General features: G+C 71.4%; 24 protein-coding genes and 2 tRNA genes. 10 read left to right on the top strand and 16 right to left on the bottom strand.

All coding sequences use genetic code 11. The features are described from left to right. Window positions 1-77 precede the first annotated feature (77 nt). Window positions 78-293, bottom strand: a complete 216-nt coding sequence (locus tag ACFY2L_RS19140) for a hypothetical protein (RefSeq protein WP_390822881.1) — start codon at window positions 291-293, stop codon at window positions 78-80. Next, a complete protein-coding gene (locus tag ACFY2L_RS19145; protein ID WP_390659900.1) occupies window positions 293-496 on the bottom strand; it encodes a hypothetical protein in 204 nt (67 codons plus the stop codon). The genes ACFY2L_RS19140 and ACFY2L_RS19145 overlap by 1 nt, the downstream gene beginning before the upstream one ends. A gap of 172 nt (window positions 497-668) precedes the next feature. Here ACFY2L_RS19145 and ACFY2L_RS19150 point away from each other — a divergent pair, with 172 nt between their 5' ends. From ACFY2L_RS19150 to ACFY2L_RS19165, 4 genes are all read left to right on the top strand, one after another. Then, on the top strand, window positions 669-1,427 hold the full coding sequence (locus ACFY2L_RS19150; RefSeq protein ID WP_390659899.1) for a DUF6879 family protein: 759 nt from the start codon (window positions 669-671) through the stop codon (window positions 1,425-1,427). Between the two features lie 16 nt (window positions 1,428-1,443). Then, a complete protein-coding gene (locus ACFY2L_RS19155; protein ID WP_390822882.1) occupies window positions 1,444-2,295 on the top strand; it encodes a helix-turn-helix domain-containing protein in 852 nt (283 codons plus the stop codon). A 243-nt stretch (window positions 2,296-2,538) separates the two neighbouring features. Further along, window positions 2,539-2,895, top strand: coding sequence for a hypothetical protein (locus ACFY2L_RS19160; protein WP_351887655.1), 357 nt, complete (start codon window positions 2,539-2,541; stop codon window positions 2,893-2,895). Window positions 2,896-3,620: 725 nt separating this feature from the next. Further along, window positions 3,621-3,800, top strand: a complete 180-nt coding sequence (locus ACFY2L_RS19165) for a hypothetical protein (protein ID WP_390822883.1) — start codon at window positions 3,621-3,623, stop codon at window positions 3,798-3,800. Between the two features lie 97 nt (window positions 3,801-3,897). Here the strand turns inward: ACFY2L_RS19165 and ACFY2L_RS19170 are convergent, their stop codons facing one another. The 4 genes from ACFY2L_RS19170 to ACFY2L_RS19185 all read right to left on the bottom strand — a co-directional run bounded on the left by ACFY2L_RS19170 (window position 3,898) and on the right by ACFY2L_RS19185 (window position 6,802). Then, complete coding sequence (locus ACFY2L_RS19170; protein ID WP_390822884.1) at window positions 3,898-4,743, bottom strand: hypothetical protein; 846 nt, start codon at window positions 4,741-4,743, stop codon at window positions 3,898-3,900. A gap of 109 nt (window positions 4,744-4,852) precedes the next feature. After that, on the bottom strand, window positions 4,853-6,118 hold the full coding sequence (locus ACFY2L_RS19175; RefSeq protein WP_390822885.1) for a winged helix-turn-helix transcriptional regulator: 1,266 nt from the start codon (window positions 6,116-6,118) through the stop codon (window positions 4,853-4,855). Between the two features lie 241 nt (window positions 6,119-6,359). Further along, window positions 6,360-6,599, bottom strand: coding sequence for a DNA-binding protein (locus ACFY2L_RS19180; RefSeq protein ID WP_390822886.1), 240 nt, complete (start codon window positions 6,597-6,599; stop codon window positions 6,360-6,362). Continuing rightward, complete coding sequence (locus tag ACFY2L_RS19185; protein ID WP_390822887.1) at window positions 6,596-6,802, bottom strand: helix-turn-helix domain-containing protein; 207 nt, start codon at window positions 6,800-6,802, stop codon at window positions 6,596-6,598. The genes ACFY2L_RS19180 and ACFY2L_RS19185 overlap by 4 nt, the downstream gene beginning before the upstream one ends. A gap of 175 nt (window positions 6,803-6,977) precedes the next feature. Here ACFY2L_RS19185 and ACFY2L_RS19190 point away from each other — a divergent pair, with 175 nt between their 5' ends. Together ACFY2L_RS19190 and ACFY2L_RS19195 are read left to right on the top strand one after the other, a co-directional pair. Beyond that, complete coding sequence (locus ACFY2L_RS19190; RefSeq protein ID WP_390822888.1) at window positions 6,978-7,520, top strand: multiprotein-bridging factor 1 family protein; 543 nt, start codon at window positions 6,978-6,980, stop codon at window positions 7,518-7,520. Further along, the gene (locus ACFY2L_RS19195; protein WP_390822889.1) at window positions 7,520-8,689 is read left to right on the top strand and encodes a tyrosine-type recombinase/integrase; all 1,170 of its coding nucleotides are present in this window, start codon (window positions 7,520-7,522) and stop codon (window positions 8,687-8,689) included. The genes ACFY2L_RS19190 and ACFY2L_RS19195 overlap by 1 nt, the downstream gene beginning before the upstream one ends. A gap of 110 nt (window positions 8,690-8,799) precedes the next feature. Here ACFY2L_RS19195 and ACFY2L_RS19200 read toward each other — a convergent pair. Both ACFY2L_RS19200 and ACFY2L_RS19205 read right to left on the bottom strand, forming a co-directional pair. Next, window positions 8,800-8,872 (bottom strand) — tRNA-Arg (locus ACFY2L_RS19200). Window positions 8,873-9,102: 230 nt separating this feature from the next. Further along, window positions 9,103-9,193, bottom strand: a tRNA-Ser gene (locus ACFY2L_RS19205). A 156-nt stretch (window positions 9,194-9,349) separates the two neighbouring features. Between ACFY2L_RS19205 and ACFY2L_RS19210 the strand changes: the two genes are divergently transcribed. Beyond that, a complete protein-coding gene (locus ACFY2L_RS19210; protein ID WP_390822890.1) occupies window positions 9,350-9,940 on the top strand; it encodes an SSI family serine proteinase inhibitor in 591 nt (196 codons plus the stop codon). 383 nt (window positions 9,941-10,323) lie between these two features. Beyond that, window positions 10,324-14,925: a PAS domain-containing protein gene (locus tag ACFY2L_RS19215; protein ID WP_390823193.1), complete on the top strand. Its 4,602-nt coding sequence runs from the start codon at window positions 10,324-10,326 to the stop codon at window positions 14,923-14,925. Between the two features lie 7 nt (window positions 14,926-14,932). Here the strand turns inward: ACFY2L_RS19215 and ACFY2L_RS19220 are convergent, their stop codons facing one another. Beyond that, window positions 14,933-15,526: a TetR family transcriptional regulator gene (locus ACFY2L_RS19220; protein WP_390659891.1), complete on the bottom strand. Its 594-nt coding sequence runs from the start codon at window positions 15,524-15,526 to the stop codon at window positions 14,933-14,935. Window positions 15,527-15,657: 131 nt separating this feature from the next. On the opposite strand from ACFY2L_RS19220, the gene ACFY2L_RS19225 reads away from it, so the two are divergent. Continuing rightward, a complete protein-coding gene (locus ACFY2L_RS19225; RefSeq protein WP_390822891.1) occupies window positions 15,658-16,863 on the top strand; it encodes an MFS transporter in 1,206 nt (401 codons plus the stop codon). Between the two features lie 133 nt (window positions 16,864-16,996). On the opposite strand, the gene ACFY2L_RS19230 is transcribed toward ACFY2L_RS19225, so the two are convergent. The 6 genes from ACFY2L_RS19230 to ACFY2L_RS19255 form a co-directional block, all read right to left on the bottom strand. Further along, on the bottom strand, window positions 16,997-18,676 hold the full coding sequence (locus ACFY2L_RS19230; RefSeq protein ID WP_390659889.1) for a long-chain fatty acid--CoA ligase: 1,680 nt from the start codon (window positions 18,674-18,676) through the stop codon (window positions 16,997-16,999). 118 nt (window positions 18,677-18,794) lie between these two features. After that, on the bottom strand, window positions 18,795-19,343 hold the full coding sequence (locus ACFY2L_RS19235) for a SigE family RNA polymerase sigma factor (protein WP_390659888.1): 549 nt from the start codon (window positions 19,341-19,343) through the stop codon (window positions 18,795-18,797). 159 nt (window positions 19,344-19,502) lie between these two features. After that, the gene (locus ACFY2L_RS19240; protein WP_390659887.1) at window positions 19,503-20,672 is read right to left on the bottom strand and encodes a lipid-transfer protein; all 1,170 of its coding nucleotides are present in this window, start codon (window positions 20,670-20,672) and stop codon (window positions 19,503-19,505) included. After that, on the bottom strand, window positions 20,669-21,070 hold the full coding sequence (locus ACFY2L_RS19245; RefSeq protein WP_390822892.1) for a MaoC/PaaZ C-terminal domain-containing protein: 402 nt from the start codon (window positions 21,068-21,070) through the stop codon (window positions 20,669-20,671). Before ACFY2L_RS19245 ends, ACFY2L_RS19240 begins: the two co-directional genes overlap by 4 nt. Beyond that, window positions 21,067-21,966 carry a bifunctional MaoC family dehydratase N-terminal/OB-fold nucleic acid binding domain-containing protein gene (locus ACFY2L_RS19250; protein WP_390659885.1) on the bottom strand — a complete coding sequence of 300 codons (900 nt, stop codon included), beginning with the start codon at window positions 21,964-21,966 and terminating at the stop codon, window positions 21,067-21,069. Before ACFY2L_RS19250 ends, ACFY2L_RS19245 begins: the two co-directional genes overlap by 4 nt. A 193-nt stretch (window positions 21,967-22,159) precedes the next feature. Continuing rightward, entirely contained in the window at window positions 22,160-22,474 is a 315-nt protein-coding gene (locus ACFY2L_RS19255; RefSeq protein ID WP_390659884.1) for a hypothetical protein, read from the bottom strand. A 362-nt stretch (window positions 22,475-22,836) separates the two neighbouring features. On the opposite strand from ACFY2L_RS19255, the gene ACFY2L_RS19260 reads away from it, so the two are divergent. Then, window positions 22,837-23,742 (top strand): bifunctional DNA primase/polymerase, encoded by a 906-nt coding sequence (locus tag ACFY2L_RS19260; RefSeq protein ID WP_390822893.1) that lies wholly within the window; start codon window positions 22,837-22,839, stop codon window positions 23,740-23,742. Here the strand turns inward: ACFY2L_RS19260 and ACFY2L_RS19265 are convergent. Next, window positions 23,732-24,409, bottom strand: a complete 678-nt coding sequence (locus ACFY2L_RS19265) for a hypothetical protein (RefSeq protein ID WP_390822894.1) — start codon at window positions 24,407-24,409, stop codon at window positions 23,732-23,734. The two genes, ACFY2L_RS19260 and ACFY2L_RS19265, sit on opposite strands and share 11 nt — an antisense overlap. Window positions 24,410-24,621 lie beyond the last annotated feature (212 nt).

Genomic DNA, 24,621 nt, shown 5'->3' on the forward strand with positions numbered 1-24,621 from the left:
GTGAAGGTCCGTGTAGTCGGGCTGGGCGGCGAGCGCGCACTCGGCAGACAGAGGCAAGGTCTCGGTGGCGGGCACGGTCATCCGAGGCGCTCCGCCCGGTTCATCTCGGTCACACGGGCGCGCAGCACTTCGGTGTCCGTGGCCTGCCGGATGGCGTCGGGGTCCGCGTCCCACTCACGTCCGCCGCCGGGGGGTCGGAGCTGGACGTAGGGGCCAGCGTGCCCCATCACGTAGCCGATCTTGTCCGTCTTCGTGTCGACGACCAGGGTGCCGTTCTCTTCCCGCGTTGCCATCACTCACGGCCCCCTCGCCGAAGTGCTTCTGCCAGTCGTTCGGCTACGTCGGCGCGGACGCGCCCCAGCTCGACGAGTTTCAGTTCGGGGTTCGCGAAGTCGACGCCGAGGGACGGGAAAATGATCCCGACCTCGGTGAGCGCCGCCCTCAGAGACCCCACCGCCGCGTGCGGGTCGACGTCCCGCAGTTCCGTCGTAGGCATGAACAGGACGCTAAGGAGGTGGAGTTGATGGCCGCCATGGAAGTTGCGCGAAGTTGCTTGACTGCTCGGCGAGGTTGCGCAAGGTTGCTGCTGTGGGTCGACAGGACCCCCACCAGAAGACGCCGATCTCGGGGAAGCTTGGGAGATCAGTCCCCAGTGGAAGGACGTGATCATGGCCCGACGACTGCGTTTCAACGGCACGGGCAGCGGCGTCAACGGGTGCCCGTCCATTCACGAAGACCTCGACACGGGCGAGGTCATCGTGCACGGCCCCACCCTCACCGACCCTGACGACGTCGCCCAGCTTCGGCACCTGAACAAGGGGGAGGTGCCGATCGTGGTGCCACGGGAACTGCTCGTCGACTTCGCCCCCAAGGAGGTCACTCGCGTGCCGAACATCATCGGGCTGGATGAGTTCGACCGGCTCTTCACGCAGTTCGAGCACACGGCATGGCGCCTGGAAACCCGCCGCCGGTACGCGTCCGACGAGCTCACGGATACGTACGCGCAGTTCACCCGTGGCGAGCCCGTCAACTGGGAAGGCGTCGACGCCGAGTGGTGTGCCGAGCGCCGCGAGCAGACCGGGCTCGGCAAACGATTCGAGCGTGTCCGCATCGTCGACGACCCGCCGACGGCTGGCCAGCTCTATCTGCTCGACAACGCGCGCCGCAACAGCGCCGTCGGCGAGAAGATCCACAACCTGTGGCGAGAGAATGCCGACCGGCTCAGCCTGCCCGACGAAGACTTCTGGATCTTCGACTCCCGGCTGATCGCGCTCCTCAACTTCGATGACGCCGACAACCTGGTCAACGTCGAACTGATTACGGAGCCTGCGGCAGTCCTGCGGTACGCCATGGCGCGAGACGCGGCGATGCATCACGCCGTCCCGTACGAGCAGTTCGCGGCGCAGCTGACCGCGAAGGAGGACTGAGAGCAGGTGAGCACCGGTGAGCACGGACTATCAGCAGGCACGAGAAGCGCTCGGGGTACGGCTACGCGAACTCCGGCTCTCCGCCCCTGGACGCCGGCTCACCGGTACGGAACTCGCCGAGCAGTACGGGTGGAACAAGTCCAAGGTCAGCAGGCTGGAGAACGGCAGGCAGACGCCAACACCCGATGACCTGCGCAAGTGGGCGGAGGCAACCGGCCGGCCCGAGGCGTACGACGAGCTGCTAGCCCGCCTCCGTGGCTTCGAGTCCCACATCCGGTCATGGCGGCGACAGCTGGCCGCCGGGCACAAGCCAGTCCAGGACACCCACCTGAGCGCTCACGCCGACGCCTTCCTATTCCGTGGCTGGGAGTCCTCCATGATCTTCGGGATTCTCCAGACTCCGGACTACGCTCGGTCAATCTTCACGAGGTACGCGGAGCTGCAGCGATCGCCACGCGACACCGAGGAAGCAGTCCGGTCCCGCATGAAACGGCAAGAGGCGCTGTACGACTCCTCGAAGCGTTTCCACCTCATCCTGTGGGAGGCCGCCCTTCACGCTCTGATCTGTCCGCCCTCGGTGCTCGCGGCCCAGCTCGACCGACTTGCAGGAGCCGTCGGCCTGGACACGGTAGAGCTGGGGATCATCCCGCTGTCCGCCTCACTCAAGATCCCCCCGGCGACCGCCTTCTGGATCTACGACGACCGTCAGGTGATCGTTGAGAACTGGCACGCGGAGTTGTGGATCGACGACGAGGCGAGTGTCGACACGTATCTGCGGACCTGGAGGACGCTCCGGGAGTCCGCCGTGTACGGCGTTGACGCGCAGAACCGCATCAGTGCGGCAAGACGAGCGTTGAGCTCCTGCTGAAGCTCATGTCCGACAGGCGGGTGGGCCCAGCCGATTTCGACGACTCGGGCCGGGGACGTTGGACGGTCCCGTGCCCCTTGGTCGGATAGGACGGCTGACTGGAAGCCGGGCTCCAGCAGCAACCTTGCCGGGGCAACAGGCTTCCTCGCTCGGCGAGTTCCCGTTTCCGGATAGTTCGGGTGGCGGAGTGCTTGAATGGCCCGGCTGGGCCAGGCGAGGCCCGGCAGAAGGGGCGGGAACCTGATGCGTAGAGCGGGCCTGATCATGTCGACCGTCGCCGTGCTGGCGAGCCTGGTCACCGCGTGCGGCAGCGATTCGGACGACGACAGCAAGGACACGTCGGTCGCGTACGGGGCACAGACATGCTCGGACTGGGCCGGGCACATGGACGACAGCGAGCACTGGGATGCGGCCAAGGAGTTGCTGACCAACGCCAAGGGCAGCGACGGCACCGAGGGTGACAAGGCCCCCTCGACGAGCATCATCAAGCAGTTCGAGGCCGACCTGGGCACCGCGTGTGACAAGGGCTCCAGCGACGACCTGCTGGCCACTGTCGCCGACGACCTATACGCCTCGAACGCCGCGTACTACAGCCTCTGACGCGAGCAGAGCCCTGACGGGCCGTCACTCTCGTCTGGACCTGCTGACTCCCAGCCTGTCGGGTGTCGGTTCCTGTCGCCGCGTCGCCATCTCGTGCACGCCACGTCTCGGGGCAGGTGGAGGCGCGCCCCGCAGCGGCCCTTGAGCACCCCCGTGATGGGGGTGCCGTAACGCCTTCACAATTCCACATACCCTCACATATTAGTATGGGCAGTTGATTTCACCTGCCCCTCACCTGTCCCGCCTTCTGCCCCTTTACTCCACCGGTAGGGCTGAGTGACACTTTCTCAATCGACACCTCGCAAAAACGAGAAAATGTCACCGAGAGGGACGATTGGACATTTACGGCACCTTGCCCATAGTGTCCCGGCATGCTCAAAGAGTCCGACTGCCCTGGGCAATGCGTTTCCCTCAAGACCGCATGGGGTCGGGATCACCCTCATCTCCCCGCCGAATTCAAGGATGGTGGCTACGCCTACGCAGAGCTGGGAGAAAACGCTTCGTCGTACTGCGTCAACTGCTCGGGATACGTCTGCACGACGTGCGGAAAGGCGCCCTCCGATAAGTTGATGGGGTCCTGCCACCCATGTGCCGAGCAAACGGCGTGGGACCGCTGGGGGTACCAAGAGCACTCCCGTTGGCTGAGAGGGACCTCCCGAGCGGACCTGGCGGAGTACAAGACGATCGCGTCCTGGCCCCGCCCATGGGAACGGCTACTCCGGATCATGGGAGAAATCTCGGATATCACGGGACAGCACACCGACGTCATCGCAAAGCTCATCAATGAGGAACTCGGCACTGGAGATATTCGAGAAGGAAACGAAGGACTGATCCGGCAAGCGGTCGTATTGGCGCTGTCCTGGCACTACGAGCTATTCCGTACGGATAGCGATCTGCCTTCGTAGCTCAGCCATGATGGATTGGCCAAGGCGAGGTTCGGAGGACCGAGCCAGGCAGCACCAGCGATGAGCGCTCCGATCATGGTGAGCCGGCAACTGCCTCTCAGGTGAGCGAGGCCAGGGCGGGGAGCGTCTCGGGGTCGTAGAGGTTGCCCAGGCGCGGATCCGTGAGCGCGGGAGAGATCTTGCCGCGCTCCTTCCAGGTGCCGACCGTCGATGACTTCACGCCGTAGCGAGCCGCGACCTCGCGAGTCGTGAGGAAGCGCGTCTGCTCACCGTTGCTCGGGACCTGCTCGGCCCGCCCAGTGAGCTGCTCATGGGGTCGCTCAGCAGCGGGAGGGACAAGAGGCAGCAGGCCTGCCCCTGCGGGTGCCGAGCCCGGCCATGCCCGTCTAGCCGGCATGGCGAGCACGGCGGACGTCTCGGGCGCTGCCGCGGGCTGCTCACCAGCGCAGCCGACGGGGGTGACCGCAAGGTGCAGCAGGTGCCCGAACACGAGGGGCGGGACAGCCGAGACGGCAAGCACGAGCCACAGCGGGACGAGGGGCCGGGTCGGCAGGTGGCCGGTGACGATGGCGTGAGACAGGCCCTGCGCAGTCATGGCGGCTGCCAGGGCAAGCCAGGCTCCGATGACGGCTGACTTCTTTCCGGATGCTCCCTTGGGGCGCTTGCTCGCGACAGCGGCTGCGATGCCCGCGTAGGCAGCGAGGACGCTCGGCATGCCCCAGGCGAAGGTCTCGTTCCATCCGGCGAGCCGAGCAAGGTGGTGCTCACCGGGGGCGCACATGATCAGGACAATCACGGCGACGACGGGGCGCCCTCCGTCGGTCAGCACCGTGACCCACCACGGGGTGCGCTGAGCGACATGACCCGGGCCATGTATGCGGTACGAGTTGCGGTGCCCGTGGGTGAGCCGCTGCTCCTCGGTGGCCGTGACACGCTCAGACACCTGTGCGGTCATACTGTGCTTGCTGTGGCTCGAAGCCATGTCGTACTCCCGTCAGGCGAGGGTTGATGAATCAGGCGTGGCGACGGTGGCCACGGTCAGAAGGCCGCCTTCAGGCGGCCACCGCCGCCCCGAGCTGCGGGTTGTGTGCTTCACGGCGGGCCGAGGCAAGGAAGATGACGGTGGCGGGCCTCTGACGTTCCTGGTCGGCCGCCTGAACCTCTTGTTCGGCCGTGTGGAGCTCGCCCGTGGCGGTGTCGACCAGCTCGGTGTGTGCCGGTTCCGACTTCCAGGCGCCTCGTTCGATGGCGTTGCGTACGGCCGTGGTGCGGTCGTAGCGCTGCTCGTCGGCCTTGAACTGGACCCGCTCAACGATGGACAGCCAGTGGGCCTTCTCCAGCTCGTGGCGGAACTGGCGCTGCTCCTTCATGCCGACAGCACCGGCCTCCTGGGCCGCGTCGTCCAGAGGCTTCTCTGTACGTATCCACAGGTGGGCAGCCTCGGCGGCCAGGCCGAGTTCCTGAAGTCTCTTCAAGTTCCTCCACACCGTGGTGCGGTGGACGCCTGCCGTCTCGGCAAGTTGGCGGACGGTCATGCCTTCGCCGGTCAGGGCGGCGTGCACGAGCGCAGCGTGCTTGCCCAGGAGCAGGAAGATGTCCTCTCCGCTGGTGTGTATCGCTTGGTGCACGGGCCTGTTGCAGGAGGAGACACAGTCCTCACGCCCGGTGGAGGGGCTACGCCCCTGTGTCTCCCTGTGCAACACGGCCTGCGCAGCAGGGGGTACGGTCAGGCGGTACTCGTTGGCGTGAGAGACCAGCTCCCTGCGCTGGGTCTCGGCCAGCCACCCGGCCTCGGCCAGCCGCTTGACCGCACGTGCAGCGGTGGCCCTGGAGACACCGACCTTCTCAGCGATGGTGCGGACCGGCAGGTACACCCGCACACGCCGCATCCTGGTGGCCTCCTGGTGGTAGAACTCCAGGACCAGAGAGTCGACGACGGCCGTACGCCCTTGCAGTGGTTGGGCCCTGAAGGTCGCTCGGATCTCGCCGACCTCCTGTAGAGCAGCCTGCGGGTCGGAAATGGCCGGGTTGGCACGAACGCGTGCCACGGCCTTGGTCCAGGTCTTGTCCAGGCGGGAGAGAGTGTCGGAGCGGGAGCGCCGACGGTGCGCCTGGTCACCCGATCGGTAGTAGAACCAGCGGGCGAGATGATTCCGCTCGGGATCGGACATCTCGTAACGGAAGTCGGCCTCGTCCCAGCCCGCGTTGACCATCGCCATGGTCACCGCCATGACGGCCTCGTTGCGGGAGGCGTATCCGTGCTCGCCGGTGACCAGCGCGTCCTGGTGCTCAGCCTTCAGCGGTCGCTTGGGACGCACAGGCCGCTCCGGTATCGTGGACAGCGTCATTGTGGTTTCGATCTCCCTTGGAGACTCGGACCTTCGAGCGGCCGCCCGGGGCGAACGGGCGGCTTCTCGCGTTTCAGGGGCGTGATGGTCGCCCTCGTTCTCCTCGTCATCGGCCGAGCCGGAGGGTCGTGCCTGGCCTGCCGACGGCGGTCTCGTAGTCGGCCGGTGCCAGGAACAGCGGCAGTGGCTTCTCGTGGCGTCGGCGAACGCGTTAGGCGCTGAGCAACTCGCTCGCAGTCGTCGGAGCCACGTCGCCTCCGAGGACCTGCACAAGCGACGCGGTGATGACGACCACCCGCTTGTCGAACGACAGCGTTCGCACGGGCGCCTCGCCCCGGGCGATGAGGTCGTAGAGCTTGCTCTTGCCGCAGCCGAGCGCCTCGGCAGCCCGCTGCACCGAGACGGTCGCGGGCCAGGAGCGGACCTCGGCAAGCGTCGGCTGGGCGGTCACCCGCCTACCTCCAGCAGCAACACACCGACAGCTACGTTGAGGCCGTTGGCGATCCGTTGGAGGGTCGCGGGACGGGGCTGGCGCTTGCCGCGCTCGATGAGGCTCAGGGCGTCGATCCCCATGCCCACCTTGGCGGACAGGTCACGGAGGGTCATGCCGTCCTCGATCCGCTTACGGCGGATCGCAAGTCCGTTCGTCTTCACATCATCAACGTAATCACCAACCGGGCACCAACGCAAAGAAATCAAGGGACGGATTTTCTCGCCATGTTAGTGCTAAATTAGCGCTCGACTGATGGCCACAACGGGGTGCACGGCGAGATTTGATAAGGAGGTGCCAACACCACCGCCAACGGCACCGACAAAGGGAGACCACCGCATGCCCTGGACCAAGGACCCTGAAGCCTGGGCGCGCCTCGGAGCAGCGATCCGTGCGGAACGCGAACGGCAAGGGCTGCTGCAGGAGGAACTCGCGGACAGGGCTGGAGTCTCCGTCGGCACCGTGCGCAACGCCGAGGCGGGCCGCGTGCCCAAGGGCCTGCGCTGGCCGCAGAGCCTGACACAGATTGAAAAAGCTCTGGGGTGGAGCGTGGGCAGCATGGAGGCGGTCCTCGCGGACAAGGAGCCGAGCCGGCTCCCCCTCGGTACCCAAGAGCCCGAACCCGCGACCGCGACGACTCCAATTCCCACTGGGCAGGTCAAGCTCCGCACCATCGGCTGGCTCCGCGAGCACGGACGCGAGGTGTTGGAAGAAGCCCTGCCTCCGGTGAACCAGTTCGGCCACCTGTGCGCCCTCCTGGACGCGCCACAGCACGCCGTGGATGCCTACGAACGGGCGGTCGGCGAGCTAGTTGGCGCCGTCCGCGAAGCCCAAGGGTGGCAAGGCTGGGCGCCATTCGGAGAACAACAGGAAGAAGGCTGATGGCAGACCCCATCAAGAAGATCACGCTCGGCGACGGAACGGTCCGCTACCGCTTCGTCATCGACGTCGGCAAGGACCCGCAGACGGGCAAGCGCAAGCAGCTCACCGTCACCAAGGACACCAAGAAGGAGGCGGAGGCCGAGTACGCCCGGATCAAGCACCAGCGGTCCCAGGGCACGTTTGTCGCCCCCTCGAAGATGACCGTCGAGGAACTCGTCGACGCCTGGCTGGTGGAGGCGACCAAGGACGTCGAGGTCGCCACCAAGCGCTCCTACGAAGACGCCATGCGCTATGTGCGCACCCGCCTGGGCAAGAAGCCCGTGCAGGAGCTGACCGAGGACGACGTCGACGCCCTGATCACCTGGATGCTCACCGAGGCCCGGCGCATCGGGGGTAAGCCCGGCACCGGCCTGAGCGTCCGGACCGCAGACCTGACTCTGGGGCGCCTGCGCGCCGTGCTCGAACTCGGCATCCGGCGTCAAGTCCTCACCAGGAACGTCGCCCAGTACGTGAAGGTCCCGCGCGCCGCCCGCAAGGAGGCCCGCAGGAAGAAGAAGGAGAGGAAGCCCTGGAACGAGGAAGAGGTCAAGATCTTCCTCATGCACTGCGCCAACACCCGGCTGTACGCGGTGATGCTCCTGTCCCTGATCGGCTTGCGCCCCGCCGAGGTCGTCGGCCTGCGCTGGATGGACGTCGACCTGGAGCAGAGCACCATCCGTATCGAGATCACCCGCACCCTGGTTGCCGGCAAGGTCGTAGAGAAGGACACCAAGTCGGTCGCGGGCGACCGCTGGCTTCCGCTGCCCCTGGTCGTCCTGCAGGCGCTGAAGGCCTTCCACACCCGCCAGCTTCGCGAGCGTCTCAAGGCAGGCGAGGCGTACGAGGCGTCCGGCCGGGTCGTGGTCGACGATCTCGGCAAGGACTGGAAGACGGACAAGCTGCGGCGCGAGGCGTACAAGCTCATGGCCGCCGCCGGGGTCCGCAAGACCCGGCTGTACGACGCTCGCCACGCCTGCTTGTCGTGGATGGCGAACAACGGCGTGCCGGACACGGTCGTCTCGGCGTGGGCCGGGCACAGCGACCTGTCCTTCACGAAGCGCACCTACGTCCACCCCGACCCGCAGTCGCTCATGGCGGGCTCCGAGAAGCTGATGGAACTGCTCGGCTGAGCTGTAACTGATCAACCACGGACGGTGACGCGTGAGATTCTGTGAGACGCCAACGCAAAAGCCCCGACCTCCACTTGGGAGAATCAGGGCCTTGACCTGGCGTTTCTTTGTGCACTCGGCAGGATTCGAACCTGCAACCTTCTGATCCGTAGTCAGATGCTCTATCCGTTAAGCTACGAGTGCTTGTTGTTCAGTTTTTCTGTCCTTCGCTCCCGGCCCTTCCGGCCCGCTCGCGGCGACAGGAAGAACATTACATGACTGCCGCCGACATGTGAAATCCGTTTGCCGCACCCCTTGTGAGCTGCGAAAACGCCCTCGGAGGCGGTTCGGGCGGGGGGGCCGGGGACGGGGGCTGGGCGGGGGTGGGAACGGCGAAGCCCCGGGCCGTGAACGGACCGGGGCTTCTGTGACTGCGGAGGCGGAGGGATTTGAACCCTCGATGGGCTTTAAGGCCCAAACCGCATTAGCAGTGCGGCGCCATAGACCGGACTAGGCGACGCCTCCAGCACAACCGCTCGCGTGTGTGCGAGTGGTGCGTGCAGATGATGACACAGTCGAGCGTGCTGTCACCAATCGACGTCCACGGTACTAGGCAGTCGGGTCACAGGGCAAAGGGCTTCCCCTGCGGAACGTCGCCCGTGGCGCCGCGTTAGTCCGGTCATGTCGCAGGTCACCTCGCTCAGAGACCCCCGACGGTTCGGCGGCGCGATCACCGCCGTCGCCGTCGCCGCCGTCACCGCCCTCTGCACCGTGCTCCCCGCCGTCGCCGCCTCCGCCTCCGCCCCGTCCCGCCCGGACGGGACGGCCCTCGCCCCTCCTCCGGTCCGGGAGGAGGACCGGGCCCGTGGAGATCACCTCGTCGTCACCGTCCGGCGGGCGGGCGGGAAGGCCGACGGGGTCTTCGAGGTGTGGTGCCACCCCGGCGGCGGCCGTCACCCGGACGTGTCGGGTGCGTGCCGGGCCGTGGAGCGGAACACCCGGTGGGGGCGGGACGCCTTCGCGCCGGTACCGGGCGGCAGTGTGTGCACCATGCGGTACGGCGGGCCGGCCACCGCCCGGGTCACCGGCCGCTGGGCCGGGCGGCCCGTCGACGCGACGTACGACCGCAGCAACGGGTGCGAGATCGAGCGGTGGGATCGGATGGTGCCGCTGCTGCCCGGCCTCGGGGCCACCCCGGCCCGGGCCGGCGGCAGCGCCGCGCCCCACGGTTCCCAGGGTGCCGGCGGTCCCCACGGCCCCGCGATCTCCTGAACGTCCGTCGCTTCACCCGCGTCCGCCCCGCCCCGCCCCGCCCGCGACCGGTCCGCCCGCCCGCCAAGGGCGGTGGGCCGGGTTCCGTTAACGGGCCCCGTCCCCCGGACGGGGCCCGTTCGCACAGGCGTCGCACCGGGGATTCACCCGTCTCGTAAAACTCCCGCGAAGGTCATGCGTACGGTCACACGTTCTGTGTCACTTCGTCGTGCGAGCTCCCTCTCATCCGGGGCCGCCGACGGGAACCCAGCCCTTAGACTCCCTCGCGTGACACGTTGCGGGCCGGTTGGCAAGATGGCCCGAGCGGTCGGCAAGGTGCGGTAACAGGGAGGAAGCGACTCGTGAGCAGCAGGCCATCCCGAGGCGCTGCTCGCCTCGCAGCCATACTCGACGCGCTTCCCGACGCGTTGCTCCTGGTCAACGCGAACGGGACCGTCGTCAACGCGAACACGATCGCGCTCGAGGCCTTCGAGACCCCGGGTACGGCTCTGGTGGGGCGGGGGCTGCTCGACCTGCTGCCGCAGTTCGACTCCAAGCTCATCCCCGGGTCCATGCGGCGGCCCGATCACATGGATCCGCGCGGCCGCACCAAGCCGACCCGGATGATCGCCCGGCGGACCGACGGCTCCGAGTTCCCGGTCGAGGTCACCAGCGCGAACCTCGAGAACGGTCAGCAGGCCTACGACGGATACGGCTACGCCGCCGACGAACTGCTGATGCTCGTGGTGCGCGACCTGTCCGGCACCGTCGACACCGAGGCCGAGCTGGCGCGCTCGCAGCGGCAGACCGAGATGATCCTGCGGGCCGCCTCGGAAGGGGTCGTGGGCACCGACACGGACGGGCGGATCGTGCTCGTCAACCCGGCGGCCGCCCAGATCCTGGGGTACCGGGCCAGCGACCTCGGCGGCAAGGAGCTGCACACCCTCGTCGTGCACTCGCGCGCCGACGGTTCGCCCTTCCCGTACGACGAGTCGCCGCTCGCCGACACCCTGCGCTCCGGACGCAAGCACCGGGTGCGCGGCCAGGTGCTGTGGTCCAAGGGCGGGGAGAAGGTGTCCGTCGATCTGACCACCGCGCCCGTGCGCGACGGGGACCAGCTCGTCGGCGCCGTCATGACCTTCACCGACCGGCGGTCCTACGACGCCCTCGCCGCGGAGAAGGAAGCCGTCGAGAAGCAGCACGAGGACGAGCTGGAGCGGCTCTCCGAGGAGCACGCCTCCGACCTCACCGCGCTGCGCCAGCAGCACGTCACCGAGCTGGAGGAGCTGCGCGAGCAGCACGCGGAGGAGGTCGCCGCCGCCGAGGAGCGCTACGCGGCGCTCGGCGAGCGGGAGAAGGACCGCCACGACGCGCTCGCCGGGCGGTACGAGCAGCTGCTCACTCTTCTGGGTACATCCCTGCGCGGACCGCTGGACGAGCTGCGCCGCGAGCTGGCCGCGCTCGCCGCGGACGACGCCGGACAGCTGTGGCCCGAGGCCAACCAGGTGCTGCACCACCTGTCCGCCGGGTACTCCCGCATCACGACGCTGATCGACAACGTCCTCGGCTACCAGCGGCTGGACGCCGGCAGCGCGGAGATCACCCGTACGAAGGTGATGCTCGACGCCGTCGTCGCCGCGGGTGTCGACGGGGCCGTCGAGCTGATCGGGCCGGGGCGGGTGCAGTTCGCCGTGCACGCGCCGCCCATCGAGGCCGAGGTCGACGCCCGGCTCCTGGCGACCGCGCTCGCGCATCTCGTCGCCGACGTCGCGGGCGTCGACGCCACCGGCAACGCGCCCGTCTCGGCGGGCGGTTACATGGACAACACGGTGGTGGTCGCCGCCGCCCAGCGCGGGGAGGTCGTACGCATCGAGGTGCGCGGGCCGTACGCCGGCGGCGACCCGGTGCACGAGCCGATCGTGCGCGGGATCGTGCGCGCGCACGGCGGTGTGCTGCAGACCCACGAGGTGCCGGGCATGAGCGGCAGCGCCTACGTCCTGGAGGTCCCCCTCGGGGGCGGGGCGGGGGCCGTCGCGGCTCCGGCGCCCGCCGCGCTTCCCGCCGCACTGCCCGTCGCGGAAGACGTCCCGGGCGACAACGTGCCCGCGGAGCACGCCCCGGGGCGCCGGAGGGCGCGCCGGTCCTCCGTGGACGCCTTCCTGGAGGGCGAGGTTCCGGGCTCGGCCGAGGAGGCGGAGACGGAGAAGGCCGCGCCCACCGGGCGGCGCCGCCGGCGCGGTCCGGCCGCCGACGAGACGCCGGGTGAGGTGCAGGAGAGGGCCGAGGAGGCCTCCGGCGGTTCCGGGCGGCGGCGTGGACGTCCCGCCGAGGACGCGGCGGCCGGTGCCGGTGTGGCCGAGGGCGCGGTCATGACCGCCGCCGAGCACGCGGCGGGGACCGCCGCCGCGGGGACCGGACTGGGCGGCACCGTGCCGCCGCAGGGCGTACCCGCGCCGCCCGGCGGACGGCGTGCCCGGCGCGCCGACGACGGACAGCAGAACGCCCTGCCGCCCGCTCTGCCGGCGGTCGCCGGGGCTCCCGCCCCCGACGAGGAGGGGCAGCCGACCGGGCGGCGCCGGCGTGCGCTGGCCGCCGCGTCCGAGCGCGCCGCCGCCCAGGAGGCGGGGCCGCGTACGGTGTTCGCCCTGCCGCCGGCGGAGGCGGACCGGACGGCGGACGCCTCGGGCGTGCCCGGACAGGCGCAGGAGGTCGGGACGGTTCCGGCTCCCGTTCCGGTCCCGGTCCCCGGCCAGGCTCCGGTGCCGCAGATCCCCGCCCAGGGCTCGTCCGAGGACGCCCTGATCGACCACGGCCGGCACGACGCCGTACCGCACGACCAGGCCGACGACCACACCCCGCCCCAGCCGCACCCCACGAACGCGCCCACCGGCCGCCGCCGGCGGGCCGTGGCCCAGCCCGCGGAGGCGGCGGGCACGGTGGCGCCGGGTGGCGTTCCGGCGCAGGGCGCGGGAACCGCTGCGGCCGCAGCGGCCGTTCCGGCGCAGGCCCAGGCTCCGGCGTCGTCACCGTCGTCGACGCCGCTGCCCGCGCAGGCTCAGGCCCAGGGCGCCGTCGGGCAGGCGATTCCGGGACAGCAGGGTGCGGCTCAGGCGGCGCAGCCCGTCGGCGCGCAGCCGCTGCCCGGCCAGACCGTGCCCCCTGCCGGTCAGCCCGTCCCCGGGCAGGCCGTGCCTCCCGCCGGTCATCCTGTCCCCGGCCAGACCGTGCCCCCCGCGGGGCAGCCCCTTCCCGGCCAGCCCCTTCCCGGCCAGCCGCTTCCGGCCCAGCCGCCGGCCCCCGGTCAGCCGGCCGGAACCGCCGGTCAGCCCCATCCCGGGCAGCCGTCCGTCGGGCAGACCGTTCCGGGCCAGGCGGTCCCCGGTCAGCCCGTGCCCGCACCTCAGCTCCCCGCGCAGGGCGGCCCCGCCCAGCCGGTCCCGCCGCAGGTCGCGGGCGTCCCGCCCCAGGTCGCGGCCCCGACCGGAACCCAAGCGGCTCCGGTCCCGCAGGCACAGCCCGTGAACGCGACCCCCACGCAGGGCCGGCCGCTCCCCGCCGAAGCGGTCCCCGGCGCCACCCCGGCCGCTCCGGCCGTTCCCCCCGCGCCCGCGGCCGTACAGCAGCCCGCCGTACCGTCCGCGCCCGCCCCCGCTCCGGTCCCCGCCACCTCGACCCCCAGCACCGGCACCCCGCTCCCGCCCGAGGCCCCCGTGCCCCCGGTCGCTCCCGTGGCGCAGCCGCTGCCCGCCGAGGCGGCGGCGCTGCCCGTGGACCCGAACTCGACGCAGGGCCGGGCGATCAGCGTGCGGACGCTGGGGCAGGGAGTCCCCTTCACCCGGCAGGCCGCCCAGGTGCAGCAGGCGCAGTCCGCCGCGCAGGCCACGGCCACGCCCGCCCCGCACATGCCGGGCGGTTCCGGGCGGCGCCGCAAGCTGGGCACGCCGCCGGACCCGGCCGCCCGCCCGGAGCAGACGGCGCGGGCGCATCCGCCGGCCGAGCAGCCCGTCGCCGGCCAGACACCGCTGCCCCCGCATTCCTCGCTCGCGGGCCAGCCGCTGGTCCCGCAGCCGTCCCTCGGCGGCCAGGCGCCGCCCCCTCAGCCCTCCCTCGCCGGTCAGACGCGGCTGGCTCCGGGCACCACCGAGGGTGCCGGGCGGTCGTACGCCATAGGGGCGCCGGACGAGAACGCCGCCGAGGGCCCCGAACCGCTGGACGGTCCCGGTGGGGCCGTCGAGGTCGCGGATCCGCCGCGGCCGGTTCCGATGGACGACGAGCTGCCGCCGGAGCCGCTGGACAACCCGCGCCGGCTGCTGGTGTGGCCCGCGCCCGACGTGAACACGCAGCAGGCGCTCAGCGACTGCGGCTACCGGCCCGTCATCGTGCACTCGCGCGAGGAGGTCGACGCGCAGATCGCCGCGTTCCCGGCCGCGCTGTTCGTGGACCCGCTGACCGGGCCGATCACCCGGACCGCGCTGCAGTCGCTGCGCCAGGCGGCGGTGGCCGCCGAGGTTCCGGTGCTCGTCACGGCCGGGCTGGGACAGGCGACGCGTGAGGCGGCGTACGGCGCCGACCCCGCCGTCCTGCTGAAGGCCCTCGCCCCCCGGGACAGCGAGCAGCACCCGCCGCGGGTGCTGCTCATCGAGGAGCACGCGGAGATCGCGCTGGCCCTGACCGCGACGCTGGAGCGGCGCGGCATGCAGGTGGCGCGCGCCGCGAGCGACGCGGACGCGGTGACGCTCGCCGGGCAGCTGCGGCCGAACCTGGTGGTGATGGACCTGATGCAGGTGCACCGGCGGCAGCCGGGGTACGCCGGGATCATCGACTGGCTGCGGGCGAACGGCCAGCTCAACCGCACCCCGCTGGTCGTCTACACGGCGTCCGTCGACCAGGCGGACCTGCCGCGGCTGGCGTCGGGGGAGACGGTGCTGTTCCTGGCCGAGCGGTCCACCAGTGCCGAGGTGCAGAGCAGGATCGTGGACCTGCTGGCGCGCATCGGCACCAACTGACCTACGCCTACCGCGCGATCATCCGCCGCGCCGCCTCCTTCACGGAGGCGCGCAGGCGGGCGCGGTCGGTGTCCTCGGAGCCCGCGAGGATGCGGCTCATCTGGGGGACGACGGTGGCCCAGTTGGCGATCGCGATCAGCAGGAAGAGCAGGTCGCGGGCCGGAATGGCGTCGGTGATCACGCCCCGGTCCTGGCCGTCCTGGACCGCGGCGATCTTGAGGGCGTAGTGCTGCCGGCGTTCCGCCTCGTCGGGGAGGTCGGCGGTGCCGTACTCGATGCCCTCCCAGTACAGCAGGCGGAACAGCTCGGGGTGGGCGGCGTGGTAGTCCATCAGCCGGTCGAGCCAGCCCTCGATGTCGTCCGGGTCGACGGGGACGGCGGAGGCGAGGTGGACCATGCAGCGGCCGAGGACCTGGGAGAACAGCTCGGACTTGTTGCCGAAGTAGGCGTAGATGAGCTGCTTGTTGGCCTTGGCCTCGGCGGCGATGCGGTCGATGCGGGCGCCCGCGATGCCGTGGCGGGCGAACTCCGCGACGGCGGCGTCGAAGATCCGCGCCTTCGTGGCCTCGGGGTCCCGGTTCGTCGTCCTGGTCGTTGCCATGGGGACATGGTAGCCAGGCAGGCAACCAACTAGTTGGTTGACACGGAATCGTTCCGCCTCCCACACTGTTGCACCCACCGTTCCAACCAACTGGTTAGTTGTGAGACCCGGCTCGAAGGAGCATCCCGGTCATGCCGACCGCAGTCACCGCCACCGCCGCCTCCCAGGGCACCCGGCGGCCGTCCGCCACGCGAGGCGGGCAGCTTCTCCTCGTCCTCATCACCCTCTGCACCGCCGTCACCGCCGCCAACATCTACGTGGCGGCCCCGCTGCTCCCGCTCATCGCGCGCGACTTCGGCTCGACGTCCTCCGCCGTGGCCTGGATCGCCTCCGTCGCCCAGTTCGGCTACGCGGCCGGTCTGCTCCTCTTCGCCCCGCTCGGGGACCGCGTGAACCGGCGCCGGCTGGTCGCCGTGCTCTCCCTGGTCACCACGGCGGCGCTGACCGCGGGTGCCGCCGCCACCGGCACGGCCGGTCTCGCGGCCGCCGTCCTCGTCGCCTCCGCCGCGACCGTCGTCCCGCAGCTCCTGGTGCCGCTGGTCGCCGAACGCGCCCCCGCCCACCACCGGGCACGTCACGTCGCCGCCGTCATCGCGGGCCTGTTCACCGGGATCGTCGCGGCCCGCGTCCTCGGCGGTCTCGCCGGTCAGGCCTTCGGCTGGCGCGCGGTGTTCGTCGGCGCGGCGGTGCTGACCGCCGTCCTGGGCCTGCTGACCGCCGCCGCCCTCCCCGCCGAGCCCCGCCGGCCGCGCGAGGGCGGGCTCTTCACCGGCCTGCGCACCATGCCCGGCCTGGTCCGCCGCTCCCCCGACCTGTGGCGGGCGTGCGTACGGCAGGCCGGCATGTACGGCGCGTGGAGCGCGCTGTGGACCTCGCTGGCGCTGCTGCTGACGGGCGAGCCGTACGGGATGACCACCGCGACCGCGGGCCTGTTCGGCCTCTTCGGGCTCGCGGCGAGCGTGGTGGCCCCGCTGGCGGGCGGCCTGGTCGACCGCTTCGGCGCCGCCAAGGTCGTACGCCACGCCTATGTCCTCGCGGCCGTCTCCGTCCCCCTCTTCTGGCTGGGCGGGCACGCGCTCGCGGCGCTCTTCGCGGCGGCCGTCCTGATCCACGCGGCCCTGGTCGCCTCCCACGTCGCCAACCAGACCCTCGCCCTGACCACCACCTCGGCCCCGGCCACCGCCAACAGCGCCTACGTCGTCGCGGGCTTCGCCGGCGGCGCGACCGCCTCGGCCCTGGCGGGCCTCGCCTTCACCCACTACGGCTGGGGCGGGGTGGTCGCGGTGTCGGGCCTGTGGCTGCTGCTGGGGTGGACCACCACCGTCGTACGGCGATGACGGGCGCCGGGGTACGGCCGTGCCGCCGGTGCACGCCGGGCAGGTGCCGCGAGGTGACCTGCCCGGCGCACACCGGAACGGTACTCAGAGCCACCCGGCTCTCGGAGCCGGGTGGCTCTCAGCCGGGGGACCTTCAGAGCCGGGTGACGTCCAGCTCGCCCTCCGCGTACCGCCGGCGCAGCACCTTCTTGTCGAACTTGCCCACGCTGGTCTTCGGCACCGCCTCGACGATCGTCCAGCGCTCGGGGAGCTGCCACTTGGCGATCTTCCCCTCCTCGGCGAGGAAGGCGCGCAGGGTCTCGAAGTCGGCGGTGGCGCCCTCCCGGAGGACGACCGTGGCGAGCGGGCGCTCGCCCCACCGGTCGTCGGGGACGGCGACGACGGCCGCCTCGGCGACGTCCGGGTGGGACATCAGGGCGTTCTCCAGCTCCACCGAGGAGATCCACTCGCCGCCGGACTTGATGACGTCCTTGGCGCGGTCGGTGAGGGTGAGGAAGCCGTCGGGGCTGATCGTGCCCACGTCGCCCGTCTTCAGCCAGCCGTCCTCGCTGAACTTGTCGGCGGGGCGGAGGGGTTCGGCGTCGGGGCCGTTGTAGTAGGCGCCGGCGATCCAGGGGCCGCGCACCTCCAGCTCGCCTGCGGACTCGCCGTCCCAGGGGAGGCGTTCGCCGCCGGGGCCGGTGAGACGGCCCTCGACACCGGCCGGGAAGCGGCCCTGGGTGAGGCGGTAGGCGAACTCCTCGTCGGTGCCGACGACATGGGCCGGCGGCCGGGCGATGGTGCCGAGCGGAGAGGTCTCGGTCATGCCCCAGGCGTGGAAGACCCGCATGCCGAGGTCGTCGAAGGCCTTCATGAGGGAGGGGGGACAGGCCGCGCCGCCGATGGTGACGTTGCCGAGGGAGGAGACGTCCCGGGGCTTGGCGCTCAGTTCCGCGAGCAGGCCCTGCCAGATGGTGGGGACCGCGGCCGCGTGGGTCGGCTTCTCCGACTCGATCATCTCGGCGAGCGGTCCGGGCTGCAGGAAGCGGTCCGGCATCAGCATGTTGACGCCGGTCATGAAGGTGGCGTGCGGCAGACCCCACGCGTTCACATGGAACTGCGGGACCACGATGAGCGAGGTGTCCTCGTCGGTCAGGCCCATCGACTGGGCCATGTTGACCTGCATGGAGTGCAGGTAGATCGAGCGGTGGCTGTAGACCACGCCCTTGGGGTCGCCCGTGGTGCCGGAGGTGTAGCACATGGAGGCGGCGGAGCGTTCGTCCAGCTCGGGCCAGTCGTAGTCGGTGGGCTTCCCGGCGATCAGGTCCTCGTACTCGTGGACCTGGGCACGGGCGCCCGCGAGGAGGGAGCGGTCACCGGGGCCGGAGACGACCACGTGCTCGACCGACTTCAGGTGCGGGAGCAGCGGGGCGAGCAGCGGCAGCAGGGAGCCGTTGGCGAGGACGACCCGGTCGGCGGCGTGGTTGACGATCCAGGCCAGCTGCTCGGCGGGCAGCCGCAGGTTCAGGGTGTGCAGGACCGCGCCCATGGAGGGGATGGCGAAGTACGCCTCGACGTGCTCGCCGTTGTTCCACATGAGGGTGGCGACCCGGTCGTCGCCCCGGACTCCGAGGTCCTCGCGCAGGGCGTGGGCCAGCTGGGCGGCGCGGGCGCCGATCTCGGCGAAGGAGCGGCGCTGCGGTGCGCCCTCGCCCGTCCAGGTGGTCACCTGCGACGAGCCGTGGATCCTCGCCCCGTGGGTCAGGATCCTCGAGATCAGCAGCGGTACGTCCTGCATGGTGCTCAGCACGGCGTCCTCCCAGGGCGGCGACATTGCCTACGCGGTGGTAACGGTTGCGCTGATTCTGCGCACATACCGCGCGGTATGTCACTAGGTAACGACGAACGATCACGTCACGACAAAGCCCGGGTCAAAACACCATGTCGGCCCGCTATCGCACAAGTCCCAGCTCAGGGTCCTCGCGGAGCTTGCCGAGGGCCCGCGAGACCGCCGATTTCACCGTCCCCACGGAGACGCCGAGCACCTCGGCCGTCTGGACCTCACTGAGATCCTCGTAGTACCTGAGGACGACCATCGCCCGCTGCCGGTCGGGCAGCTTCATGATCGCCCGCCACATCGCGTCGCGCAGCGCCTGCCGCTCGGCCTGGTCGTCCTCGCCGGGCGCGGGCTCCGGTTCCGGCAGTTCCTCGCAGACGTACTCGTCGACCTTGCGCTTGCGCCACTGCGAGGTGCGCGTGTTCACCAGGGCCCGGCGGACGTAGCCGTCGAGCGCCCGGTGGTCCTCGATCCGCTCCCACGCGACGTAGGTCTTGGTGAGCGCGGTCTGCAGCAGGTCCTCGGCGTCGCTCGGGTTCGCCGTCAGCGACCGGGCGGTGCGCAGCAGCACCGGCTGGCGGGCTCTGACGTACGACGCGAAGGACGGGTACGGGGATGACCGCCTCTTGCCGTGCGAGGCGCTGGTGCAGACGGGTGTGGTCATGGCTCCACGCTAGGAGCGGACCCCGCTCGGGCGGATCGCCCGCAGGTGCCGAAGACGAGTCCCCCTCAGGTTGTAGGGGTGGTGCCCGCTCCACCTCCTGAAGGTGGACGGAAGGGGGGTGTCTACTACGGGACGACCCTGAGGGCGCTCGGGGCGGGCTCAGCGGTCGGCGGTCAGGACCAGGCCCGAGGTCGGCACTCCCGTCCCCGCCGTCACCAGGGTCCGCTCCGCGCCCGGCACCTGGTTGACCGAGGTGCCGCGCAGTTGCCGTACGGCCTCCGCGATGCCGTTCATCCCGTGGAGGTACGCCTCCCCGAGCTGCCCGCCGTGGGTGTTGAGCGGCAGCCGGTCCTCGGCGACGAAGGCGGCCGCCTCGCCGGGCGCGCAGAAGCCGAACTCCTCCAGCTGCATCAGCACGAACGGGGTGAAGTGGTCGTACACGACGCCCACGTCGATGTCGGCGGGCGCCAGCCCGGACGTGCGCCAGAGCTGGCGGGCGACCACCGCCGTCTCCGGCAGGCCGGTCAGGTCGTCGCGGTAGAAGCTGGTCATCTGCTCCTGGGCCCGGCCGGAGCCCTGCGCGGCCGCGGCCACCACGGCGGGCGGGTGCGGCAGGTCGCGGGCCCGCTCCACCGAGGTGACGACGAGGGCCTGGCCGCCGTCCGTCTCCTGGCAGCAGTCCAGCAGCCGGAGCGGTTCGGCGATCCAGCGGGAGGCCGCGTGGTCGGCCAGGGTGATCGGGCGGCCGTGGAAGTACGCCGCCGGGTTCGCCGCCGCGTGCCGGCGCGCCGTGACGGCGACCGGGCCGAAGGCCTCCTCGGGGCTCAGCCCGTAGGTGTGCAGATACCGCTGCGCCGCCATGGCCACCCACGAGGCCGGGGTGAGCAGCCCGAACGGCATCACCCAGCCCAGCGCCGCCCCCTCCGCCGAGGGTTCGCGGTGTCTGACGCCGGATCCGAAGCGGCGGCCCGAGCGCTCGTTGAAGGCGCGGTAGCAGACCACCACCTCGGCCACGCCCGCGGCGATCGCGAGCGCCGCCTGCTGCACGGTCGCGCAGGCCGCCCCGCCGCCGTAGTGGACCCGGGAGAAGAAGGACAGCTCCCCCATCCCGCAGGCCTGCGCCACGGTGATCTCCGGACTGGTGTCCATGGTGAACGTCACCAGACCGTCCACGTCCGCCGCCGTGAGCCCGGCGTCGTCGAGCGCGGCCCGCACCGCCTCCGCCGCCAGGCGCAGCTCGCTGCGGCCCGAGTCCTTGGAGAACTCCGTGGCCCCGATCCCGGCGATCGCGGTCCGTCCGCCGAGCGAGTCCCGCGTCCGTACGCTCATCGCGCGTCCCCCTCCCCGACGGGGACCGTGACCGTCACCGTGCCGGTGACATGCCGGCCGACGCCGTTGTCCCCGGTCACCCTGACCACGGCCGTGTCCCCGTCGACCTCCTCGACCGTGCCCCTCAGCACCAGGGTGTCGCCCGGGTGGTTGGGCGCCCCGAGCCGGATGGCGACCCTGCGGAGCACCGCCGTGGGCCCGAAGTGGTCGGTGAGGTAGCGGCCGACCAGGCCGTTGGTGGTGAGGATGTTCATGAAGACGTCCGGGGAGCCCTTGGCGCGGGCCGCCTCGGGGTCGTGGTGCACGTCCTGGTAGTCGCGCGAGGCCAGCGCGCCGGCGACGATCAGGGTCCGGGTGATCTCGATCTCCAGCGGCGGCAGCACCTCACCCGCTCTCACGCCGTCACCCCCCGGAACACGGGCAGCGTCAGCTCGTCGTCGTACCGCCGGAACTCGAGCCGTACCGGCATCCCGATCCGCACCTTGTCGTACGGCACCCCGACCACGTTGCTCACCACGCGCACCCCCTCGGCCAGCTCGATCAGCCCGATCGCGTACGGGGGTTCGAACGCCGGGAACGGCGGATGGTGCAGGACGACGTACGAGAAGACGGTCCCCTCGCCGGCCGCCTCGACGGTGTCCCACTCCGGGCAGCCGCAGGCGTGGCAGCCGGGCAGCCACGGGAAGCGGAGGCCGGCGCAGGCGGTGCAGCGCTGGAGGAGGAGCCGGTGGTCGCGTACGCCCTCCCAGAAGCCGGCGTTGTCGCGGTTGACGACGGGGCGCGGCCGGCGCTCCCGTGGTGCCGTCCTCCCCCGGGCGGGGGCGTACTTGAGGATGCGGAAGCGGTGGGTGCCGGCCAGGTCGGGGCCGGCCCTGACGTCGGTCCGGGTGGTGATGAAGTACCCGGCGCCCAGCTTGGTGTTCTTCCGCTCCGACACCGACTCGATCACCGTGTCGAAGGTGACCTCGTCGCCGGGCCGGAGGGGGCGCAGGTACTCCTGCTCGCAGTCGGTGGCGACGACCGCCGTGCAGCCCGACTCGTCGAGGAGGGCCAGCAGTTCCTCGTAGGGCCGGGCCCGGCCCGGGTGGCCGCCGAGGCCGCCCATGGTCCACGCCTGGAGCATGGTGGGCGGGGCGATCGCGCCGGGTCCGGTGTACGCGGGGTTCCGGTCGCCCATGGCCTCGCACCAGTGCCGGATCATGGGCGCGTTGACGGGGTCGCGGCCGGTGCCGGAGACGGCGGCGGGCCGGCCCTCGTAGGCCTTCAGACGTGAGTAGAGCCCGTCGTCGTCCACGTCGCCGCTCCCTCCGATGCGCCGATACCACGGCCCGGGCAGGTTTCTGACTGTCCGTCAGACAGCGGGAACTGTCAAGGTCACGCGAACACGCCTGCGCGGCGGCACCGAAGCACCGCCGCGCAGACGCCGTTCCACCCCCACGGAGCACACCCGGGCGGAGGCCGGGGGCCGAGACCCCGGCCTCCTCAGCTCACCACCACAGCGGCGAGAAGGAGACCGCCGTGTTGCGGTTGCCCTGGTTGACGGCCGTGAACGCGGAGCCCTTGACCTGCGCGGTGTTGCTCTGGTTCGAGGCGCCCGAGCCGACGGCGTTCTGCTGGGTGGTCGAGGAGTTGCCGCTGTTGTCGCGCCCGACGCCGCTGCCCACGATGCTCGCGACACCCGCGTTCGATCCGTCGTCCGCGGCGCCGCCGTTGTCCGCCGCCGCGACGCCGGCGAAGAGGGCGGCTGCCAGCGGAAGGGCGGAGACGGCGGCGATGACGCGGGCGGTACGGATGCTTGCCATGTAGGTCCTCCAGAACCATCGGGATACGCGGTGAGAAGCCCTGAACCGCGGCTTCCACCAGGGCGGCCGGCCGGCCGGCCCGGTGCGGTGACGACGTCGCGAGACCAGAGTTGCCCACCGGATCCCCGGCGAACCGCCCCGGAAGCCCTGATTAGCACGCAAGCGTGATGACAAGTCGATAAACCCGGATCCCGGATTTTCCCGCCCAGGACGCCCTGACTCCCGGCGGACCGGGTACCCGTCGCGCAGGCCCCGCACGGGCTGAAGCGTTCCGTCAGGCGTCCGGCGCGGTCGCCGCCCGCCGGCGCGTCGCCCGTCGCGCTCCCCTTTCCTTTTTCGAACACCAGTACGACACTGGAAGCATGGCCATCCCCGACCGGCACAGCACCCGGCACCCGGACCGGCACCCCCGGCAGGCCGGCACCCTGGCCCTCGCCCACGCCCTGTCGGCCGCCGAACGCGGCCTGGCCGTCATCCCCCTGTCCCGGACGAAGCTCCCGGCCCTGCGCTCCCCCCACCGCGACGCCCCCGCCCCGGCGCGACCGCCCTGCCACGGCGAGTGCGGCCGCTTCGGCCACGGTGTGTACGACGCCTCGACGGACCCCGCCCGCATCCGCGAACTCTTCGCCGCCGCCCCCTGGGCCACCGGCTACGGCATCGCCTGTGGCCTGCCCCCGCACCATCTGATCGGCGTCGACCTCGACACCAAGTCGGGCACGGACTCCACGGGCGCCCTGCGCGCACTGGCCCTGCGCCACCTGTTCACCGTCCCGCCCACCATCGTGGTCATCACCCCCTCGGGCGGCCGTCACCTCTGGCTCACCGGCCCGCCGGACGTCGTCGTCCCCAACTCGGCCGGCCGTCTCGCCCCCGGGATCGACATCCGGGGCGCCGGCGGTTATCTGGTCGGCCCGGGTTCCCGCACCGCCCACGGCGTCTACACCACGGCCCCCGGCACGGCCCACCTCGCCCCGGCCCCCTGCCCCCGCGCCCTCCTGCGCCTCCTGCTGCCCCCGCCCCGCACACCGGGAGCGGGAGCCTGGGCGGGCGGCGCGCACGGCCGGGGCCTGGTCCAGTTCGTCCTCGCGGCCCACGAGGGCCAGCGCAACACCCGGCTGTTCTGGGCGGCCTGCCGGGCCTACGAGGACGGCATCGGCGAGGCGCTCGCCGACGCGCTCGTCGCGGCCGCGATCCGCACCGGGCTGACGGATCGCGAGGCCCGCTCGACGATCGCGTCGGCGGCCCGCATGGCCCGTCCTACGGCGTGAAGACCTGCTCCAGCCGGTGGATGGCACCGTCGTCACCGGTCTCGTACCGGAACACCAGCCCGGAGTCGGGGTGGGCGTCGACCCAGTCGATCAGCTCCTGCACGCCGATGCGCCGGTTCTCGGTGCTGTCGGTGATCGGGGTGACGGCGGTGACGTACGCCGCCTGGTCCATCGCCCAGCGGCTGTCCTCCCCGGTGACGACGAAGGGGGCACCGTCGGTGTCCTTGCCCGGGCAGCCCCAGACGCCGTGCTGGATGACGAGGTTCACCTTGTCGGTGACGCCGTCGATCTCCTCGATCCGGAAGAGGGCGAGCTCGTCGGGGTCGACCTCGTCGGGGGTGGGGGGCTCGTCGGAGCAGCCTGCGGCGGTGGCGGCGGACGTGGCGGGGGGCGCGGCGGAAGGCTTCTTGGAGGCGGCGGACGGGACGGCGGACGGCGTGGCCCCGGCGGGCGTGGCGGCGGCGGTGGATGCGGCGGGCTTGGCGGACGCGCCGGTACCTGCGCCGGCCCCCGCGGCGGATCCGGCGGCGGATCCGGCGGCGGATCCGGCGGTCGAGCCACTGGCGGAACCGGTGGCGGAACCGCCCTTCTCACATCCGGTGAGCACGGCGGTCAGCGTGACCGCCGCGAGCGCGACGACGACAGGTCTGAGCCGGTTGGCCTTCATACGGGACGTCCCCCCTGGTCACGGGCGGCCCACTCGGCCGCACCCGGTGGCGGGACGGTAACAACGCACCGCACCGCACCACATCACGGCAAGCCCTTGCGTCACACAGCCGGGACAAAGCCGTCACCGGGCGGGGACGGGTGTGACGGGGCGTCCGCGGTCCGGGGGGAGGCCCTGAGGGAGGAAGGCCCCGGCGAGAGGCCTTGGGGGAG

It is taken from the genome of Streptomyces sp. NPDC001381, assembly GCF_042895685.1.
Lineage (GTDB): Bacteria > Actinomycetota > Actinomycetes > Streptomycetales > Streptomycetaceae > Streptomyces.

Excerpts from the sequence above, each read along its gene's own strand:
- ACFY2L_RS19140 (WP_390822881.1), bottom strand. The coding sequence starts at position 293 with ATGGCAACGCGGGAAGAGAACGGCACCCTGGTCGTCGACACGAAGACG.
- ACFY2L_RS19145 (WP_390659900.1), bottom strand. The coding sequence starts at position 496 with ATGCCTACGACGGAACTGCGGGACGTCGACCCGCACGCGGCGGTGGGG.
- ACFY2L_RS19150 (WP_390659899.1), top strand. The coding sequence starts at position 669 with ATGGCCCGACGACTGCGTTTCAACGGCACGGGCAGCGGCGTCAACGGG.
- ACFY2L_RS19160 (WP_351887655.1), top strand. The coding sequence starts at position 2,539 with ATGCGTAGAGCGGGCCTGATCATGTCGACCGTCGCCGTGCTGGCGAGC.
- ACFY2L_RS19165 (WP_390822883.1), top strand. The coding sequence starts at position 3,621 with ATGGGAGAAATCTCGGATATCACGGGACAGCACACCGACGTCATCGCA.
- ACFY2L_RS19190 (WP_390822888.1), top strand. The coding sequence starts at position 6,978 with ATGCCCTGGACCAAGGACCCTGAAGCCTGGGCGCGCCTCGGAGCAGCG.
- ACFY2L_RS19195 (WP_390822889.1), top strand. The coding sequence starts at position 7,520 with ATGGCAGACCCCATCAAGAAGATCACGCTCGGCGACGGAACGGTCCGC.
- ACFY2L_RS19210 (WP_390822890.1), top strand. The coding sequence starts at position 9,350 with ATGTCGCAGGTCACCTCGCTCAGAGACCCCCGACGGTTCGGCGGCGCG.
- ACFY2L_RS19220 (WP_390659891.1), bottom strand. The coding sequence starts at position 15,526 with ATGGCAACGACCAGGACGACGAACCGGGACCCCGAGGCCACGAAGGCG.
- ACFY2L_RS19225 (WP_390822891.1), top strand. The coding sequence starts at position 15,658 with ATGCCGACCGCAGTCACCGCCACCGCCGCCTCCCAGGGCACCCGGCGG.
- ACFY2L_RS19230 (WP_390659889.1), bottom strand. The coding sequence starts at position 18,676 with ATGTCGCCGCCCTGGGAGGACGCCGTGCTGAGCACCATGCAGGACGTA.
- ACFY2L_RS19235 (WP_390659888.1), bottom strand. The coding sequence starts at position 19,343 with ATGACCACACCCGTCTGCACCAGCGCCTCGCACGGCAAGAGGCGGTCA.
- ACFY2L_RS19240 (WP_390659887.1), bottom strand. The coding sequence starts at position 20,672 with ATGAGCGTACGGACGCGGGACTCGCTCGGCGGACGGACCGCGATCGCC.
- ACFY2L_RS19255 (WP_390659884.1), bottom strand. The coding sequence starts at position 22,474 with ATGGCAAGCATCCGTACCGCCCGCGTCATCGCCGCCGTCTCCGCCCTT.
- ACFY2L_RS19260 (WP_390822893.1), top strand. The coding sequence starts at position 22,837 with ATGGCCATCCCCGACCGGCACAGCACCCGGCACCCGGACCGGCACCCC.
- ACFY2L_RS19265 (WP_390822894.1), bottom strand. The coding sequence starts at position 24,409 with ATGAAGGCCAACCGGCTCAGACCTGTCGTCGTCGCGCTCGCGGCGGTC.